The organism is Halospina sp. K52047b, assembly GCF_008709855.1.
GTDB lineage: Bacteria > Pseudomonadota > Gammaproteobacteria > Pseudomonadales > Oleiphilaceae > Halospina > Halospina utahensis_B.
The window spans coordinates 132,019-147,380 of sequence record NZ_VYJH01000008.1 but is presented as its reverse complement, the minus strand read 5'-3'; the positions used below and the strand labels follow the sequence as shown (position 1 = coordinate 147,380).

18 protein-coding genes are annotated in these 15,362 nt (G+C 63.6%); 10 read left to right on the top strand and 8 right to left on the bottom strand.

Annotated features, from left to right (window positions below; translation table 11 throughout):
* Nucleotides 1-128: 128 nt before the first annotated feature.
* A complete protein-coding gene (locus tag F3089_RS11415; RefSeq protein ID WP_151440918.1) occupies nucleotides 129-860 on the top strand; it encodes a Crp/Fnr family transcriptional regulator in 732 nt (243 codons plus the stop codon).
* Here the strand turns inward: F3089_RS11415 and F3089_RS11410 are convergent.
* From F3089_RS11410 to F3089_RS11400, 3 genes are all read right to left on the bottom strand, one after another.
* A complete protein-coding gene (locus F3089_RS11410) occupies nucleotides 855-1,901 on the bottom strand; it encodes a diguanylate cyclase domain-containing protein (RefSeq protein ID WP_151440917.1) in 1,047 nt (348 codons plus the stop codon). The genes F3089_RS11415 and F3089_RS11410 overlap by 6 nt on opposite strands.
* Before the next feature lie 128 nt (nucleotides 1,902-2,029).
* Complete coding sequence (locus F3089_RS11405) at nucleotides 2,030-2,530, bottom strand: NlpC/P60 family protein (RefSeq protein ID WP_077528767.1); 501 nt, start codon at nucleotides 2,528-2,530, stop codon at nucleotides 2,030-2,032.
* Nucleotides 2,531-2,587: 57 nt separating this feature from the next.
* Nucleotides 2,588-2,911 carry an antibiotic biosynthesis monooxygenase family protein gene (locus F3089_RS11400; protein WP_151440916.1) on the bottom strand — a complete coding sequence of 108 codons (324 nt, stop codon included), beginning with the start codon at nucleotides 2,909-2,911 and terminating at the stop codon, nucleotides 2,588-2,590.
* A gap of 55 nt (nucleotides 2,912-2,966) precedes the next feature.
* Between F3089_RS11400 and F3089_RS11395 the strand changes: the two genes are divergently transcribed.
* Nucleotides 2,967-3,536 carry a cyclin-dependent kinase inhibitor 3 family protein gene (locus F3089_RS11395; RefSeq protein ID WP_151440915.1) on the top strand — a complete coding sequence of 190 codons (570 nt, stop codon included), beginning with the start codon at nucleotides 2,967-2,969 and terminating at the stop codon, nucleotides 3,534-3,536.
* Here the strand turns inward: F3089_RS11395 and F3089_RS11390 are convergent.
* Nucleotides 3,529-4,311, bottom strand: a complete 783-nt coding sequence (locus F3089_RS11390) for a PhzF family phenazine biosynthesis protein (protein WP_151440914.1) — start codon at nucleotides 4,309-4,311, stop codon at nucleotides 3,529-3,531. The genes F3089_RS11395 and F3089_RS11390 overlap by 8 nt on opposite strands.
* A 117-nt stretch (nucleotides 4,312-4,428) precedes the next feature.
* On the opposite strand from F3089_RS11390, the gene F3089_RS11385 reads away from it, so the two are divergent.
* From F3089_RS11385 to F3089_RS11375, 3 genes are read left to right on the top strand one after another with little or no spacing between them, the layout of a single operon-like run.
* Nucleotides 4,429-5,058 (top strand): SatD family protein, encoded by a 630-nt coding sequence (locus F3089_RS11385; protein ID WP_192497358.1) that lies wholly within the window; start codon nucleotides 4,429-4,431, stop codon nucleotides 5,056-5,058.
* 12 nt (nucleotides 5,059-5,070) lie between these two features.
* Complete coding sequence (locus F3089_RS16070) at nucleotides 5,071-5,763, top strand: hypothetical protein (RefSeq protein WP_225741739.1); 693 nt, start codon at nucleotides 5,071-5,073, stop codon at nucleotides 5,761-5,763.
* Nucleotides 5,764-5,785: 22 nt separating this feature from the next.
* Nucleotides 5,786-6,655 (top strand): alpha/beta fold hydrolase, encoded by an 870-nt coding sequence (locus F3089_RS11375; RefSeq protein WP_151440912.1) that lies wholly within the window; start codon nucleotides 5,786-5,788, stop codon nucleotides 6,653-6,655.
* A gap of 4 nt (nucleotides 6,656-6,659) precedes the next feature.
* Here F3089_RS11375 and F3089_RS11370 read toward each other — a convergent pair whose 3' ends face one another.
* On the bottom strand, nucleotides 6,660-7,169 hold the full coding sequence (locus F3089_RS11370; RefSeq protein WP_151440911.1) for a retropepsin-like aspartic protease family protein: 510 nt from the start codon (nucleotides 7,167-7,169) through the stop codon (nucleotides 6,660-6,662).
* 2 nt (nucleotides 7,170-7,171) lie between these two features.
* Nucleotides 7,172-7,906: a sulfate transporter CysZ gene (gene cysZ, locus F3089_RS11365; RefSeq protein WP_225741742.1), complete on the bottom strand. Its 735-nt coding sequence runs from the start codon at nucleotides 7,904-7,906 to the stop codon at nucleotides 7,172-7,174.
* Nucleotides 7,907-8,059: 153 nt separating this feature from the next.
* Here cysZ and F3089_RS11360 point away from each other — a divergent pair, with 153 nt between their 5' ends.
* Both F3089_RS11360 and F3089_RS11355 read left to right on the top strand, forming a co-directional pair.
* Complete coding sequence (locus tag F3089_RS11360; RefSeq protein WP_225741738.1) at nucleotides 8,060-8,731, top strand: GNAT family N-acetyltransferase; 672 nt, start codon at nucleotides 8,060-8,062, stop codon at nucleotides 8,729-8,731.
* A 108-nt stretch (nucleotides 8,732-8,839) separates the two neighbouring features.
* Nucleotides 8,840-10,120, top strand: a complete 1,281-nt coding sequence (locus F3089_RS11355) for a DUF4013 domain-containing protein (RefSeq protein WP_151440909.1) — start codon at nucleotides 8,840-8,842, stop codon at nucleotides 10,118-10,120.
* A gap of 20 nt (nucleotides 10,121-10,140) precedes the next feature.
* On the opposite strand, the gene F3089_RS11350 is transcribed toward F3089_RS11355, so the two are convergent.
* Nucleotides 10,141-11,622 carry a rhomboid family intramembrane serine protease gene (locus F3089_RS11350; RefSeq protein WP_192497357.1) on the bottom strand — a complete coding sequence of 494 codons (1,482 nt, stop codon included), beginning with the start codon at nucleotides 11,620-11,622 and terminating at the stop codon, nucleotides 10,141-10,143.
* Nucleotides 11,623-11,775: 153 nt separating this feature from the next.
* On the opposite strand from F3089_RS11350, the gene F3089_RS11345 reads away from it, so the two are divergent.
* Nucleotides 11,776-12,456, top strand: a complete 681-nt coding sequence (locus F3089_RS11345; RefSeq protein ID WP_151440907.1) for a type 1 glutamine amidotransferase domain-containing protein — start codon at nucleotides 11,776-11,778, stop codon at nucleotides 12,454-12,456.
* Between the two features lie 25 nt (nucleotides 12,457-12,481).
* Here F3089_RS11345 and bamE read toward each other — a convergent pair whose 3' ends face one another.
* Entirely contained in the window at nucleotides 12,482-12,793 is a 312-nt protein-coding gene (bamE, locus tag F3089_RS11340; protein WP_192497356.1) for an outer membrane protein assembly factor BamE domain-containing protein, read from the bottom strand.
* A 359-nt stretch (nucleotides 12,794-13,152) separates the two neighbouring features.
* Here bamE and F3089_RS11335 point away from each other — a divergent pair, with 359 nt between their 5' ends.
* A complete protein-coding gene (locus tag F3089_RS11335) occupies nucleotides 13,153-13,590 on the top strand; it encodes a hypothetical protein (RefSeq protein ID WP_151440906.1) in 438 nt (145 codons plus the stop codon).
* 134 nt (nucleotides 13,591-13,724) lie between these two features.
* Entirely contained in the window at nucleotides 13,725-15,353 is a 1,629-nt protein-coding gene (locus F3089_RS11330) for a GGDEF domain-containing protein (RefSeq protein ID WP_151440905.1), read from the top strand.
* Nucleotides 15,354-15,362: the final 9 nt, after the last annotated feature.

Sequence of the window (15,362 nt, the reverse complement as noted above, 5' to 3'; positions counted from 1 at the left end):
CGCAAATAATCACCCATAACGGACCATAAACTGTCCTATAGTGACACCAGAAGAGCGCTTCTCGCATTAAGCCTCCCTGAATGATTCGGATACCCGGTGCCGGGTACCCCTGACGTATCGAGGTCAGCATGTCGCCCCACAGACCGCCCGTTGCGGAGCCAACCGACAATCGCCTGCTTACTCAATTGACGCCGGAAGCCCGGGAAAGTCTCATTCCGCATCTCAAGCTGGTCGAGCTCAAGCTGGGCGATGTTATCTATGAGGCCGATCAGGATCTGGAGTACGTCTACTTCCCCACAGACAGCATCATTTCCCTGCTCTATGTCATGACCAATGGTGCCTCGGCGGAAATCGCGGTCGTCGGCTACGAGGGACTGGTGGGCATTGCTGTCTTCATGGGTGGGGAGAGTACCCCGAGCCGGGCCGTGGTCCAGAGTGCCGGTTCCGCCTACCGCCTGCCAGCCGCTGAGCTGAAGCGGGGGTTCAACCGGGACCCGGATATGCGCATGACCTTGCTCCGCTACACACAGGCGCTGATCACGCAGATGTCACAGACTGCGGTATGCAACCGTCACCACACCATTGAACAGCAGCTGTGCCGTTGGCTGCTGCTTTCCATGGATCGTCTGCCGACCAATGAACTGGTCATGACTCAGGAGTTGATCGCCAATATGCTCGGCGTCAGGCGTGAGGGCGTCACAGAGGCGGCCGGCAAGCTTCAGCGTTCCGGGGTTATTGAGTATTCGCGCGGCCGCATCTGGGTACTGGACCGGGAGACCCTGGAGCAGATGTGCTGTGAATGCTATGCCACCGTCAAGCGTGAAACGGATCGGCTGCAGGGGATCCCGGCACCCTCATGAGCGCCGGACCAGTGAACCCGCCATCCGTGATGGACTCCCGGTGCTCCGGGGCGTGGTAGCGGCTGCCACCTTCGCCCGGGACAGGGACTTGCGAGCGTACATGGCGTCATCCGCTCGGTGCAGCAGTGTCTCCATGGTGAGGCCATCGTCGGGGAAGACGCTGATGCCAATGCTCAGTGTCAGTGTAGTTCCATACCCTTCCAGCAGGCCGGGCTCCGAAACGGCCCGCCGCAGTTTCCTGGCCATCCGCCCAGGGTGACCGAGGCGCTCTATGTCACTGAGCAGTACAACAAACTCATCACCCCCGTAACGGCAGACAGTGTCGGTTTTCCGAACACAGCTCGACAGCATGCGCGCCAGGTTCACCAGCAGCTCATCTCCGGCTTGGTGACCCAGTGTGTCATTCACTTCCTTGAAATTGTCGAGATCCACGAACAACAGCGCCACCTTGCGATGATGCCGCTTGGCAAGTGCTGTGGCATGATCAAAGCTTTCGCTGAGGGCTGTACGGTTGGGCAGTCCGGTCAGCGCATCATGGCGGGCCAGATAGGCCATCCGGTCCGTCATGGCCTGGGAGAACTTCACGTCGTGAAACACGACGACGGCCCCTGAGACCCGACCCTGCCGATCATGGATGGGCGCTGCCGAATCCTCGATCGCCACTTCCTCACCTTCTCGGTCGACCAGGAGGGTGTTGGCGGCGAGCGCAACGATACAGTCTTCCTGAATCGCCCTCTCGGCCGGATTACCGACGGGCTCTCGGGTGTTGGCATCCAGAACCCGGAAGATCGTGGTAAACGGCTTACCCCTGGCGTCTTCAAACAACCAGCCGGTCATCTGTTGCGCGACGACGTTCATGTAGGTAATGCGACCACGGATATCCGTGCTGATCACGGCATCACCAATTGAATCAAGCGTTACCCTGGCCCGCTCACGCTCCTCGAACAGCATGGCCTCAATACAGGAACGGGAGGGCTCCAGCAGCCTGCGGGGGTTGGCGCCATCCGGCGTATAGGGTACAAAACCTGCATAGTGGGTCATGCCTTCGACCTCCGGGCACCCCTGAAATGGGATCTGAAATCAGGATCGTAGAAGAATGCCGGACCGGTGTCCGTTCGGTACCACACGCAGATCCGGCATTGGCACTCATGGAGGGCTTGTTCTGGCCGTTAATCGCCGCTCAACCGGCGCGAATGCCAGTAGTTGGAGGCCCAGTAGCGGTTGTTGAGGTTGGACAGGGAGACACCCTGGCTCGAGGAAACGTGGAAGAACTGCTGATCCCCCATGTAGATGCCCACATGGCGCGTCTTGTAACCGGTCTTGAAGAACACCAGGTCACCCGGGCGCAGCTGGTCACGGCTTATGGTGCGCCCCACTGTGGCCTGTCGCCGGGTGGTGCGGGGGATATCATGCCCGAGGCGGGCCAGGAAGGTCCGGTGCACGAGCCCGGAGCAGTCCACGCCATTCTGGCTCATGCCGCCCATGCGGTGCGGTGTGCCCTTCCACTTGGCGTACTGGTCCATCAGGATGCTGTGCACGGTCTGCCGCTCGGTCAGGTCCACGGCATCGCCCCGGGACGTGACAGGAGTGGGCTTCTGAAGGGAACCGCCGGTGCTGGCGCAGCCAGCAAGGGTGAGAAGCGCCAGGGCGCAGAGGATCTGTCGGGTCATGGCTCAGATTTCCGTGTTCTGTAACCCCATGTTAGCCGTAACGGCGAGGCTGACAAGTTACGATTCACCTCCGCCCGGCGGCATCACCACCCATTCGGGCTCATCGAACTCACCGATGGGGCGGATATCGCACAGGTGGGAGGCACTCCGGATGATCTCGGCCACCCTGGGATCCTGCTCCGATTCCATGGCATCCCGGTCCGCCTTGCTGTCCCATTCGGCAATGGCGATCAGCACATTGGGGTCGTCCATCTTCCGGTGCAGTGCTGTACCCCGAGCGCCGGCGGCCTGCTGGATGATCTCGCTCGCCCGCACCCAGGCATCAGCGTACTCCTCCGCCGTGTGGCCTTCGCGGATATGGACCTCAAACAGGTATTTCATTGTGCCTCCGGTATTGTGGCTTCACATCCCCCCAGACTAAGGCCATTATTGGCCCATGTCGCTGTCCTGGCTGGAACCGCTGCCCATTGATGTTATCCGCGCCCCGGAGACCCGGGGGCGCATTGGCATGAGCTATTGCCCGGGCCGTTACCTGCGCGGTTGGGGCCTGATGGGCGGCCAGCGGGATCTGGATAAGGATCTGGACACCATCAGACGCTGGGGCGCCCGGACCATGGTGACACTGGTCCAGGATCCCGAGCTCCGGACGCTGGGTGTGCCACACATGGCGGAAACCGTACCCGCCCGCGGGTTTGACTGGTTCCACGCGCCCATCCGGGACTTCAGTGCCCCGGGCAGCGCCTTTGAACTGGCCTGGGCCGAGGCGGGGCCGGTCGTGCGGGAGCGGCTGCGCCAGGGCGAGGACGTGCTGCTTCACTGCCGTGCGGGTCTCGGACGCACAGGCACGGTTGCCGCCCGGCTGCTGGTTGAGTTCGGGCATGAACCGGAAGCCGCCATAGCCACCGTGCGCCGGGCAAGGCAGGGCACCGTGGAGAACGCTGAGCAGGTCGAGTACGTCCACAGCCTTTCCGAGCTCCAGAGCCTGGCCTGGCGGGAAATCAGCTGACCTCGATACTGCCGCGCAGATACTCCACGCAGCGCCCGCCGATACGCACCCGCTCGCCGAGCCACTCGCAGTCCAGCTCACCCCCGCGCGCCGAAACCTGCCGGGCGCTGAGATGATGGCGCCCAAGCTGTTCCGCCCAGTAGGGGATGAGCGTGCAATGCGCCGACCCCGTCACCGGATCCTCGGGCACGCCGGCGCCGGGTGCGAAGAAGCGCGATACGAAGTCAACGTCCGTTCCCGGTGCCGTCGTGATGACGGCAAACGTATCCAGGTCGGCGACCGCCGCCAGGTCCGGCCGCAGGTTGCGCACGGTGGCCTCATCCTCGAATACCACCATCCGGTCACGACTCTCCCGCACGTCCACCGGCCGGCCCCCCAGAGCCGCTTCCAGTTCCGCCGTGACGGCGCCCTGCTCGCCGGCACGCGCCGGGAAGTCGAGACTGAGCACATCCCCGGAACGGATGACGGATACCGTGCCGCTGCGGGTTTCAAAGTCGATGCGTTGGCGTTCGGGCATGTATTCGCGGAACAGGACATAGGCTGCCGCCAGGGTGGCATGCCCACACAGGTTCACCTCCACCGTGGGCGTGAACCAGCGCAGCTTGCAGCTCTCCCCGCCGGGAATCACGAAGGCTGTCTCGGCCAGGTTGTTCTCCGCCGCAATGGCCTGAAGGGTCTCGTCCGGGAGCCATTCGTCCATGGGGACCACGGCCGCCGGGTTGCCGCCGAAGAGGCGATCGGTGAAGGCATCAATCTGGTGGATGGCGTAACGCATGAATCGTCCCTGTAATACAGTTCTGGGTTAAAAAACTCAATTAAACCATTTTGGTTTAAAAAGACAAAATAACCTGATATGGTTTACTCTGTGATCACGCTCACTGGAGCTGGCACCATGAACCACCTGGTGATGATCGCCGATGTCATCGGCTCCCGACAACTGGCCAACCGCGGGCAGGTCCAGACACTGCTGGAAGCCGAGCTGCACACGCTCCACAAGGATAGGACTGGACTGGCCTCCCCCTACACCATCACCCTCGGCGATGAATTCCAGGCCGTATTCAAGGGTGCGGACCGGGTCTTCCCGGACATCCTCGCCATCCTGAGGGCACTGCATCCAGTCGGGCTGCGCTTTGCTCTCGGGATCGGGCCCATCACCACCCGGATCAACCCGGAACAGGCCATCGGCATGGACGGCCCCGCCTTCTACCAGGCACGTGACCTGCTGGAACGCATGAAGAAAGACGGACGGATCCTTGCTGTGGCTGGCCTCCCGGAGGACGATGGCCTGCAGGAGAGCGCCCTCGGCCTGCTGGACCACCAGCTCCGGAAATGGCGGCCCAACCGGCTCGACATCCTGCGGCTGCTGTTGCAGGGGTGGAAAGCGGGGACCATTGCCGACCATCTCGACATCACGGAACAGAGTGTGTACAAGAACATTCGTGAGGGCGGCCTTGAACATGCCATCCAGCTGACCCAGGCCCTGACCGGGCGCATGAACAACGCCCTGGCGCGCACCGACTGAAACGGAGTTCCCATGGCCATTCTTCTGTTCCTCAATGCCTGGCTGCTCACCCGTCTCTGGTTCACCTTCCGGGACCGGCCCCTGCCCACGCATGAATGGACCGGCCTGGCACTGGTCCAGGTGGTGCTGATCGGCGTGCTGACACCGGGGCTGCATACCCTGGCCCTCATTCCAGCCGTGACCGCCTCGCTTGCCCTTTCCGAGGCCTGGATGCCAAAGGAACGACTCAACGAGGGGCGCCTGGCGGGCGGTGCACTGGTAGCGGTAGTGGCCTTCCTTTCCGCCCATTACGGGATGCCCGGCTCCTGGCTGCTGCCCGCGCATCCACCGGCGGTGCTGCGGCCAGCCCTGCTGGGTCTGCTCGGCTTCCTGCTGGTGGCGAACGAGACCAACCTGGCCATCCGGGCCCTGCTCCACCGCTTCCAGATGGAGCCCACCACCTCCAGCCACGGCGAGCCGGACACCGTGGACGACCGCGAGTACAACGCCGGCCGCGTGATCGGCATGCTGGAACGCTGGCTCATCTACCTGGTGGTGGTCTTCGCCCAGAACTACAACGTGATCGCGCTCATACTGGCTGCCAAGGGCTTCGCCCGGTTCCGCCAGCTGGAGGAGCGCGAATTCGCGGAATACGTCCTGATCGGGACCCTGGCCTCGCTGCTGTTCACCGTGGTGATCGGCCAGTCCATCCTCTTTTTCTTCTGATCCATGCCAAGGAGGGAGACCCATGTCACTGAGCCCTGCACGGTCCATTGATACCGAACGCGGCCGTTTCACCTGGCGTGAAGGCGGCGACCCCGCCGGAACCCCGGTCGTCATGATCCACGGCTGGCCTGAGAGTTCCTGGTGCTGGGCTCCGGTCAGTGACCACCTGAACCCCGGCCTGAGAGTGATTGCTCCGGACCTCCGCGGTCTGGGTGACAGCGAGCGCACGGAAGGCGCGGAACACTACCGCAAGCAGAACCTCGCCCGGGACGTGATCGCCCTACTGGATGCACTTGGCATCGAAGGGTTCCAGCTGGTGGGGCACGACTGGGGCGGCGTGGTGGCCCAGGAAATGGCCCTGGCGGAGCCGGAGCGCGTGCAGCGGATGGTCATCCTGAACATTGCCATCATCAACAATCTGCGCGGCAATCAGGAGGTGATCGAGAAGGTTCGCGGCTCAGGCGGTGCCCAGTACTGGTATCAGCACTTCATGCAGACGAAAGGGCTCCCCGAGGCCATGATCCCGGGCGCGGAGACCGAGTGGCTGGGCTATTTCCTGAAACTGGCCAATCGCGAGCCCTTCCCGGAAGAGGCCTTCAACGAATACGTGCGCACCTTCCGGATACCCGGCACGCCTCACACCAGTGCCAACTACTACCGCACCTTCCATGACGACGCCAAACGCTGGGCCACCCTCGCCGATCATGTCTGGCCGATGCCCGGGCTCTACATCTATGGCAACCAGGACCACGTGATCCTGCCGGAATACCTGAACCACATCGAGGACTGTTTCGAGTCCATCACGGTGCGCGAGGTGGCCGCCGGGCACTTCCTGCAGGAGGAGCAGCCAGAGGCGGTGGCGGAGCATCTGAACGGCTTCCTGGCGCCCTGAGTCGTCAGGGGCCGGCGCGCCGCAGCGTCAGGACGCCGTCCTGCTGGGAGAAGTCCACCTGCCCCAGGGCGCTCATGCCCAGCAGCGCCATGTCGTCGTCCATGGAGGGGCTGATGGCGCCCGGAACATTCCGGAAGCGCATATCACCGAGGCGCAGCTCCGGGATCGTGGTGCTCCAGACCGTGACCGTGCCGGCCGCAGTACGTGCCCTGCCGCGACTGTCGCGCTCGAGCCCCGCCCGCTGGGCAATCGCGTCCGAGACGGTCACCCGGGTTGCCCCGGTGTCCAGGATGAAGGTCACGTCGGCCCCGTTGATGCCGCCCCCCGCGACATAGTGACCCTGCCGATTGGCCTCCAGCTCAATGGACTGGACACCGTTGACCATTTCCGTTTCAGGAGTCTGGTTCGGGTTCCGCTGACTCTCGGTAATACCGCCAAAGAACCAGGTGGCACCCCCGATCAGCACCAGCCAGAAGCCGCCGAAATACAGCAGGTAACGGGTCTCGCTCGCCATGCCTAGGCGGCTCCTCTCTGGTCCGCATCCCGCATCTCCCGGGTCCAGTACACGGTGGCGCCACACACGGCCGCCGGCACCAGCACCAGGTTGACCAGCGGCACCATGGCCAGAACCGCCACCGGCACCCCGAAGCCCAGCGCCGTCAGCCGCTGGGTCGCCACGCGCTTACGCAGCCCATCGAAGGAAACACGGTGGTTGTCCGCCGGGTAATCCACGTACTGCAACACCATCATCCAGCTGTTGAACAGGAACCAGAGCAGCGCAGCCAGCAGGTTCACCACCGGGATCAGCCCCAGCACAAACAGCACCAGTGCCCGGGGCAGGTAGTAGACGATTTTCCGGACCTCCCGATACAGGGCACGGGGAATGTCCTTCACGATCTGGAGCCAGCCGTCGTCCGGTGTCAGCGTTTCCCCGGCGATTTCCTTCTCCACCAGTTCGGAGAGGTAACCGTAGAAGGGCGACCCGATAAGATTGGCCACCATCACAAAACCATAGGCCAGCAACAGAAGGATCACCAGGCCGTAGAGGATCCAGAACACCCAGTCCAGAACCTGGAGCCACTCCCAGTCCGGAAGCCAGCCCATGGCAGCGTCCACCATCACGGCGTAGCCCTCACCCAGCAACCAGATGAGCACACCGAACACGACGATGTTCAGGATCAGCGGCAGCACCACGAACAGGCGCAGTCCCGGCTGGCGGATCAGCCGGAACCCCTCGCCCAGATAGCCCATGCCACGGAATGGATTGCCTCGCACGTTGCACTCCTCCGGAGAACCAGTGATGACCCGGGAGCCTACCACGCCAGCCCAAACAGCGCTGCCCTGTGCAGCCCGTCTCCGGCGGGCCATAATAACGCCAGGATTACCGGATGGAGAAAGGCGACCATGAGTGATGAGGACGATACACGCCCCAGCCCGGGTGCCATCCGCGAGCCGGCCATGCGCCGCTCCGGCTGCGGCTTCCGGTATGAACCCGGGGAACTCAGCGGCGGCGTGGATTTCTCACGGGCCCATGAGCTTCTGAACGGTGCCAGTGAACCGCTACTGCGCGATGCCACCCCGGATGACGCTGAGGCCATCGCCGAACGCGTGAACAGCGCCTACCGCGGCGACATCAGCCGCCAGGGCTGGACCACGGAGGCCGACCTTCTGGGCGGCCAGCGCACCGATGCCCCGATGATCCGGGAACTGCTGGCGGAGTCCCTGTTCCGGCTGGCATGGCAGGGCGACACCCTTGTCGGTACCCAACAGATTGAGCACCTGGACGCCAACACCGCGGAACTGGGCATGCTTGCCGTGGCACCGGAGCACCAGGGCGAGGGGCTTGGCCGGCGCCTGGTCACGGATGCGGAACAGACCGCCCGTTCGCGCCTGGGCTGCCGTACACTGCGCATCCGTGTCCTCCATCAGCGCTCAGAGCTGCTGCGCTGGTACGAATCCCTGGGGTTCACACGCACCGGCGAAACCGCCCCATTCCCCGAGTCCCCACGCTTCGGCGAACCCAGAGTGGCCGATCTGTGGTTCCTGGTGCTCGAGAAACGACTCGACGCCGGCTGATTTGCCGTCCAGCGTCGGACATTCTATCTTCCTATCAACGTTCGATGACCCAGTCGGTCAGTACGGACAGGGCATACCCTCAAAATCAGGAATATCCACGGAGGATCCATGAGTTCAATTGCCAGGGACAGCGGCCGGGTACCCCCGGTCTGGGAACGTCTGCCACAGATCTTCGGCTACCCTTTCAAGACCGCCTGCCTGACCACGCTCGGGCTCGCCGCCATACTCTACCTGATCGGGATGGTGGTCCCGCTTCTTGGCCTTATCCTGGTGATCGCGGCCTGGGTGGTGCTCTACAAATTCGCCTATGACGTGCTCGAGGCCACTGCCCGGGGCTGGATGGATCCACCCGAGATCCAGCGCAAGAGCAACAGCTGGGTGCTGGTGAAAACCTTCGTGCTCTTCGTGGTCCTGGGGTTCGCGGTTACCGGCATTGCGATTGTCACCGGCTCCCTGACACTGGTCGCGGCTGCTGCCATTTTCATCGTACTGGCGCTGCCGGCGGCCATCATCACCCTGGCCATGAGCAACAGCCTGATGTCGGCACTCAACCCGGGCACCTGGGTCGGCATCATGCGCTCGGTGGGCTTTCCCTACTTCATCGCCTCGCTGCTGCTGTTCATGCTCTCGGTCAGTCAGGGCATGGCGGAATCCCTGGTGGCGGGCCTGTTCGGGCCCAGCCTGGCAGGCCATGTCGGGGTATTCCTGATTGGCGGCTACTTTCTCATCGCCTCCTTTCACCTGATGGGCTACCTGGTTTACCAGCACCATGACATGCTGGGCGTGGAACAGGAGGTCACCGCCGCTGACCGGGCCCGTGCCGCCAACCCAGACCTCAGCCCACTGCTCCAGGAGGTGGAAGGCCTGGTGGCGGAAGGCAGCGTGGACGAGGCGATTGAGCGCCTGCAGAAGGAGCTCCGCCAGAGCGGCCTCCAGCCGGAAGAGCACGAGCGCTACCGGAAACTGCTGCGCCTCCAGGGCCGCACGGATGAGCTGCTTGCCCACTCCCGGGAATACATCTCCACCCTTCTCTACGGGCTGGAACAGCCCAAGAAAGCCATGAGCATCGCCGAGGAAGCGCTGCGCGTTGATGCCAGCTTCCAGCCGGAACACCCGAAACAGGTGCGCGACCTGGCCCGCCTCGCGGACCAGTACGACCACCATGAGCTGGTCATCCGCCTGACCAGCCCCTTCGGCAAGCAGAACCCGAAGCACCCCCACCTGCCGGAGAACTACTTCCTCGGCGCCAAGGCGCTGTTCGAGGGCCGGGGTGATGAACAGAAGGCACTCAGGATCCTCCGCCAGCTCCAGAAGCACTTCCCGGACCATGAACTGCGCGAACGGGTGGATGAACTGGCAGAGCGGGCGGAACGCATCGCGACAAGCTGACCCGCCCTGCCCGGGCGGGCTCAGTCCTGGATCTGGCGCAGCGCCCGCATCATGGCCGGATCACTGGTCAGCCGCTGCACGGCCTCCATGTAGGGCCGGGCATCGTCGCTCCGGCCCTGGCGCCGCAGCTGCTGGGCGGCGATCAGGCAGGCCCGGGGCAGTTCCTCCGGTGTCTTCTTCAGCCGCAGCAAGCGGTCCAGTAGCAGCAGCCCCTCCTCCAGCGCCTCCCAGCGCAACAGACGGCAGCACAGATCCGTGACCTGGCTGGCTGTAAGCTTCAGGTTGGCGCGCTGGCGGTAATCCGCAAAGGTTTCCATGACCAGCGCACGCTCCTCGGCGCTATCCCCGGGCAGGGCCAGGATGCGGCCGGCGGCGTCGTGCAGATCCGGGTCCTCTTTCTGGATCTTACAGGCGTGATACCAGCTCTCCAGTACGGCGGTATCGTCGGCGTTACGCTCCAGCAGGGGCCGGAGCCGGTGTTTGGCGCGCGTCACGTTCAGGGCGGCCAGGTCCTGCCGGGCCGCTTCCAGTGCCTCCCGGTCATCCTCGCGATGGGACTCCTCCTGCAGGAACCCATCACGCTGCCACCCCAGGGCCCGCACACCGGCGGCGATCAGGGCGCCGGTGGCGATACCGCCCGCATGGGCCTCATAGGCCACATTGCTGCCCTCCGCCAGCAGGAACTGCAGCAGCTCCCAGCCCAGCCATACCGGCAGAAGCACAATGGCGGGCGCACGCACATAATCGAAATAGACCCAGACCCAGTAGAAGAAGCGCACCCTGAGACGCCCGTAGAGGACGGTGAACAGCCCCATGAGCCCAGCAATGGCGCCCGACGCCCCGAGCATGCCGGTTGGTGTGCCCCAGTGGACCGCCAGGGACAGGGCCGAGCCTCCAAGCCCCGCCACCAGGTAGGCCGCCAGGAACAGACCCGGCCCGAGCGCGCCTTCCACCAGAATGCCCAGCAGCAACAGGAACAGCATGTTACCAACCAGGTGCCCCACACCACCGTGCAGGAACATGTGGCTGAGCAGCGTTACCGGCTCCACATCGTCATAGTGCATCATGTGCTGGCGCGTAAAGCTCTGGTCCATGAGCCGTTCGAACTCGGCCCTGTCGGCCTGCCAGTCGGCATACCGGTCGCTGTCCGGGTCAATGATGTCGCCGGATCGCAGCGCCGGCAGGAAATCCGGATGGGATTCCACCATGCGCGAGCGGGCAAGCGCGATGCGCCGGGCTGCCACATCATTCTCCGCCGCCCTGTCGAGCTGTTCCATCTGGTTGCGGAATTCCATTTCATAGCCGGGAACGAACTCCTCCAGCCAGGCCCACTCCCGCTTCTCGAGGCCACTCTCCTGATAGTACGAGGCCGCCTGCTGCATGACTTCGGTGTCGCCACCTTGAAAGATGGCGAACACGGCACCATTCAGAAGTACCAGCAACAGGGTTACGAGCGGAAAGTTCTTCCGCGAAACAGCTTTATGGAGCGGAATGATCAGCATGGTTGGGCGTCCTTTTCTGTGTCCGGCTTCCTTTGGACCCGGGTCCGGGGAGAGCATAGCCCATTAACCGCCCGTAGCCAGCCCCGATCCCACTGACGGGATCCGTACATCACCACAGCGTGATCACCCACACGAACAGACAGGGGGAACCCCATGAAGATCCTGATGGTCCTGACATCGCACAGCGACATGGGCAACACCGGCCACAAGACCGGTTTCTGGCTGGAAGAGTTCACGGCACCCTACTACGCATTCCGCGATGCCGGAGCCGAGGTGACACTGGCCAGCCCCGCGGGCGGTCAGCCTCCGGTTGACCCCAACAGCGAGGCGGACGATGCCCAGACCGAGACCACTCGCCGCTTCCAGACGGATGAGGACGCGAAAACAGCGCTCGCGACGACACAGAAACTCTCGGACCTGTCGATCGACGGGTTCGATGCCGTCTTCTACCCCGGCGGCCACGGCCCGCTCTGGGACCTGGCGGAGGACGCCGACAGCATCCGTCTGATCGAGAACGCCGCCAGACAGGACAAGGTGATCGGTGCTGTCTGCCACGCCCCTGGTGTCTTCCGGCACGTTAAGGGTGCGAACGGCGAACCGCTGGTCAAGGGCCGGGAGGCAACCGGTTTCACCAATACCGAAGAGGAAGCAGTGGGTCTTTCCGAGGTCGTGCCCTTCCTGGTGGAGGACATGCTGGAGGCCAATGGCGCGGATTACCGCTGCGGGGATGACTGGAGTTCGTTCGTGGTCCGCGACGGCAGACTGGTAACCGGCCAGAATCCGGCCTCATCCGAGGAAACCGCGAAAGCGGTCCTGAATACCCTGAAGCAGTAACGGGCCCGTCTGGGCCCGTTCAGGGTTACTGGGTGGTGTTGTAGACGTAGGAGTCGACCGTGCCGTCCTCGTTGAAACGCACCACCAGGTCCGTGGTTTCCGCTTCACGGAAGGCGGACCAGCGGTACTTGGCATAGGTCCAGGTCCGCTTGCCGTCTTCGAGACCAGTGCGCCACGGATCGCCGAACATGGCTTCAATGTCCGAGCGGGTCGTCTCGCCGACATTGATCTCTTCCACCTTGTGAGTTGCAAAGTCTTTGCCGACACTGGCGCAACCGGCAGCCACGAGCATCACACCTGCCAGAAACACGCCTGCGAACTGCTTGCCTGTGCGCATTACACTACTCCCTTTACGGATGTCGCCCCTATCCTACCCAGAGCCTTCCGGCACTGAAAGTCACGACCAATTGCCGTTTATTCATTCCGCTACCGCTTGCTTTGGGCCGCCCTGCTGACCTACATTGGTCGCGTTCCGCAGCGAGGGGAACTCCGGTGAGAATCCGGGGCTGTCGCGCAACGGTATGGTGGTTCCGCCACTAAGCCCGATTACCTCCTCGGAACAGAGACTGGAGCCTTCGCGTCAAGGGTGAAAGGTCGGAAAGGGCACTGCACCACTACCATCCCGTGCCCCAACCCTCCGTTTCGACTCCGCGTTGGCTTCTCCAATAATCCTCTGAAAGACTCAAGGAGAAGCCCGTGTTGGAAGCTACCATCCATTCCAATCCCGAATCCGTTCATACCGCCGGTATACACACCAGCGCTGAAACCGCTGGCCTGGACACCCTTATCCTGCAGAGCAGGCTGACCCGCAGCGCCCGGCGCCTTCTGGAAGCCATGGGGGTGCGCATTGAACCGGTGCGCTGGGACAGGATCGCCGGCCCCGCCGTCTACCGCCTGGCCTGCGCCCAGCGCCGCCCCGTTCTCCACTGGCTGCCGCCCGAGGCCTCCGAGATGCTGATGGAGGATCTGCGCCGCGAGGAGGATGACCCGCGCACGCCGGAATGGGCCCATGACCTGCTTCGCCGCCAGCGTGCCGGCACCCTGCTGGACATGGATGACGGCATCGAGTTCGGGGACGACGGCATCGATGCCGGCCTCGTCCTGCATGATCTGCTGCGCCATCCCGGCGCCTGAACCAGCCGCCGGTCTCTGCGCTACATTCCGTCACAGGGATGGTGACGATGCTCACACTCTGTAATCGGCGCTGACAGCCATTCGGGAGTAGGCTGAATTGAGGCTTGCGACCAAACCAACAGGGAGGTTTGGCAATGGTGATGTCCGGCGGCTACCAGGCCCAGTCTTCTCATACCCTGATGCGGGTAGGGCTGGGCTCTATCGTCCTGCTGCTGGTTCTGGCGTTCGGGGCCGCCACGGCCCTGATTGAGTTCAAGACCGGGGTGCGCGCCTACGCGACCGGAGAAAGCCTCTGGTCCAAGGGGCGGCAGGCCGCCGTCTACCACCTGAACCGATACACAGAGACCGACGACCCGGCACACCTGAACCAGGCCCGCGAGGGCCTGGTAACGCCGCTGGCCTACCGCAAGGCACGCCAGGCGATGACCGCATCGCCCATGAAGGCCCAGCGCGCTGCCGAGATGTTCCGGGAGGGGGGCAGCCATGCCGATGACATTCCCCGCCTGATCAACGTGTACCGCTACATGGGGTATTCGAGCCTGTTCCATTCCCCACTGCAGATCTGGCGGGATGCGGACCCGCATGTCCTTCGTCTCGAGGAGATCCTGACGCTGCTGTCGGAGGACGAGATCGACAGCGCCGAATACCCCAATCTCCGGGACGAGGTCGACCGCATCAACCAGGAGCTGGTGGCCATGGAGTCCGACTTCTCCTCGAGCCTGGGCCGCATCGACCGCACCCTGAACGGGCTCCTCCTGCTGACCGTGGCCACGGTTCTGGCGCTGGCCGGCGTGCTGGTGACAATGCTGTTCGTCAGTGCCGCAAGGCGCATGGCCCGGACCGAGGATGAGCTGCGCACCACACTGGAACACGCAGCCGTGGGCATGGCCCGGCTTTCGCTTTCCGGCATCATCCGCTCGGCCAACCAGCGCTTCGCCCAGACCCTGGGTTATCCCCAGGATTCCCTGGAAGGCATGCAGCTGGACCAGCTTCTGCTACTCAATGAAGGCGAAACCGCCCTGGATATGCCGAGCCTGCGCCACAGGGTCCTGCGTCACGGCACATGGACTCTGACCCGCGATGAACCCTGGACCCGGGAGGACGGTACGCCACTCTGGCTGGAATTCACCTTCAGCGCGGTACGCGACCACCGCGGCCGTATCGCGGACTATATCGTGGTGGTGGACGACATTTCCCACCACCGGAGCCAGGTGGAGAAGCTCAGCTATGAGGCCAGCCACGACTCACTGACCGGGGCCATCAACCGCCGGGAATTCCTCAACCGTCTGGCCATCTGCCTGGAGAACACCGGTTACGAACGCAGTCGCCATGCCCTGTGTTTTGTGGACCTGGACTATTTCAAGGAGATCAATGACACCCACGGCCACCAGGCCGGGGATGACTGTCTCATCCAGCTGTGCCGGATCATCCGCGCCCAGCTGCGCGAAGGCGATATCCTGGCCCGCCTGGGTGGCGATGAGTTTGCCCTCATCTTCACCTACTGCCCCGTGGATGTGGCCGAACGCCTTGCCGAGGAACTGCGGCAACGGATCGCGGATCACATCTTCAGCTCCGGCAGTATCACTTTCAGGCTGAGCGCTTCCATCGGCGTTACCGAGATCCGCAGTCATCACGGGGATCCGGAATCCGTCATGGAGGCCGCCGACCGGGCCTGCTACGGCGCCAAGGAGCACGGGCGCAATCACGTCTACGTGGTCAGCCTGGATGACCCGGATACCGAAAAGGCTCCCCGCGGCTCTTGAACGCCACCG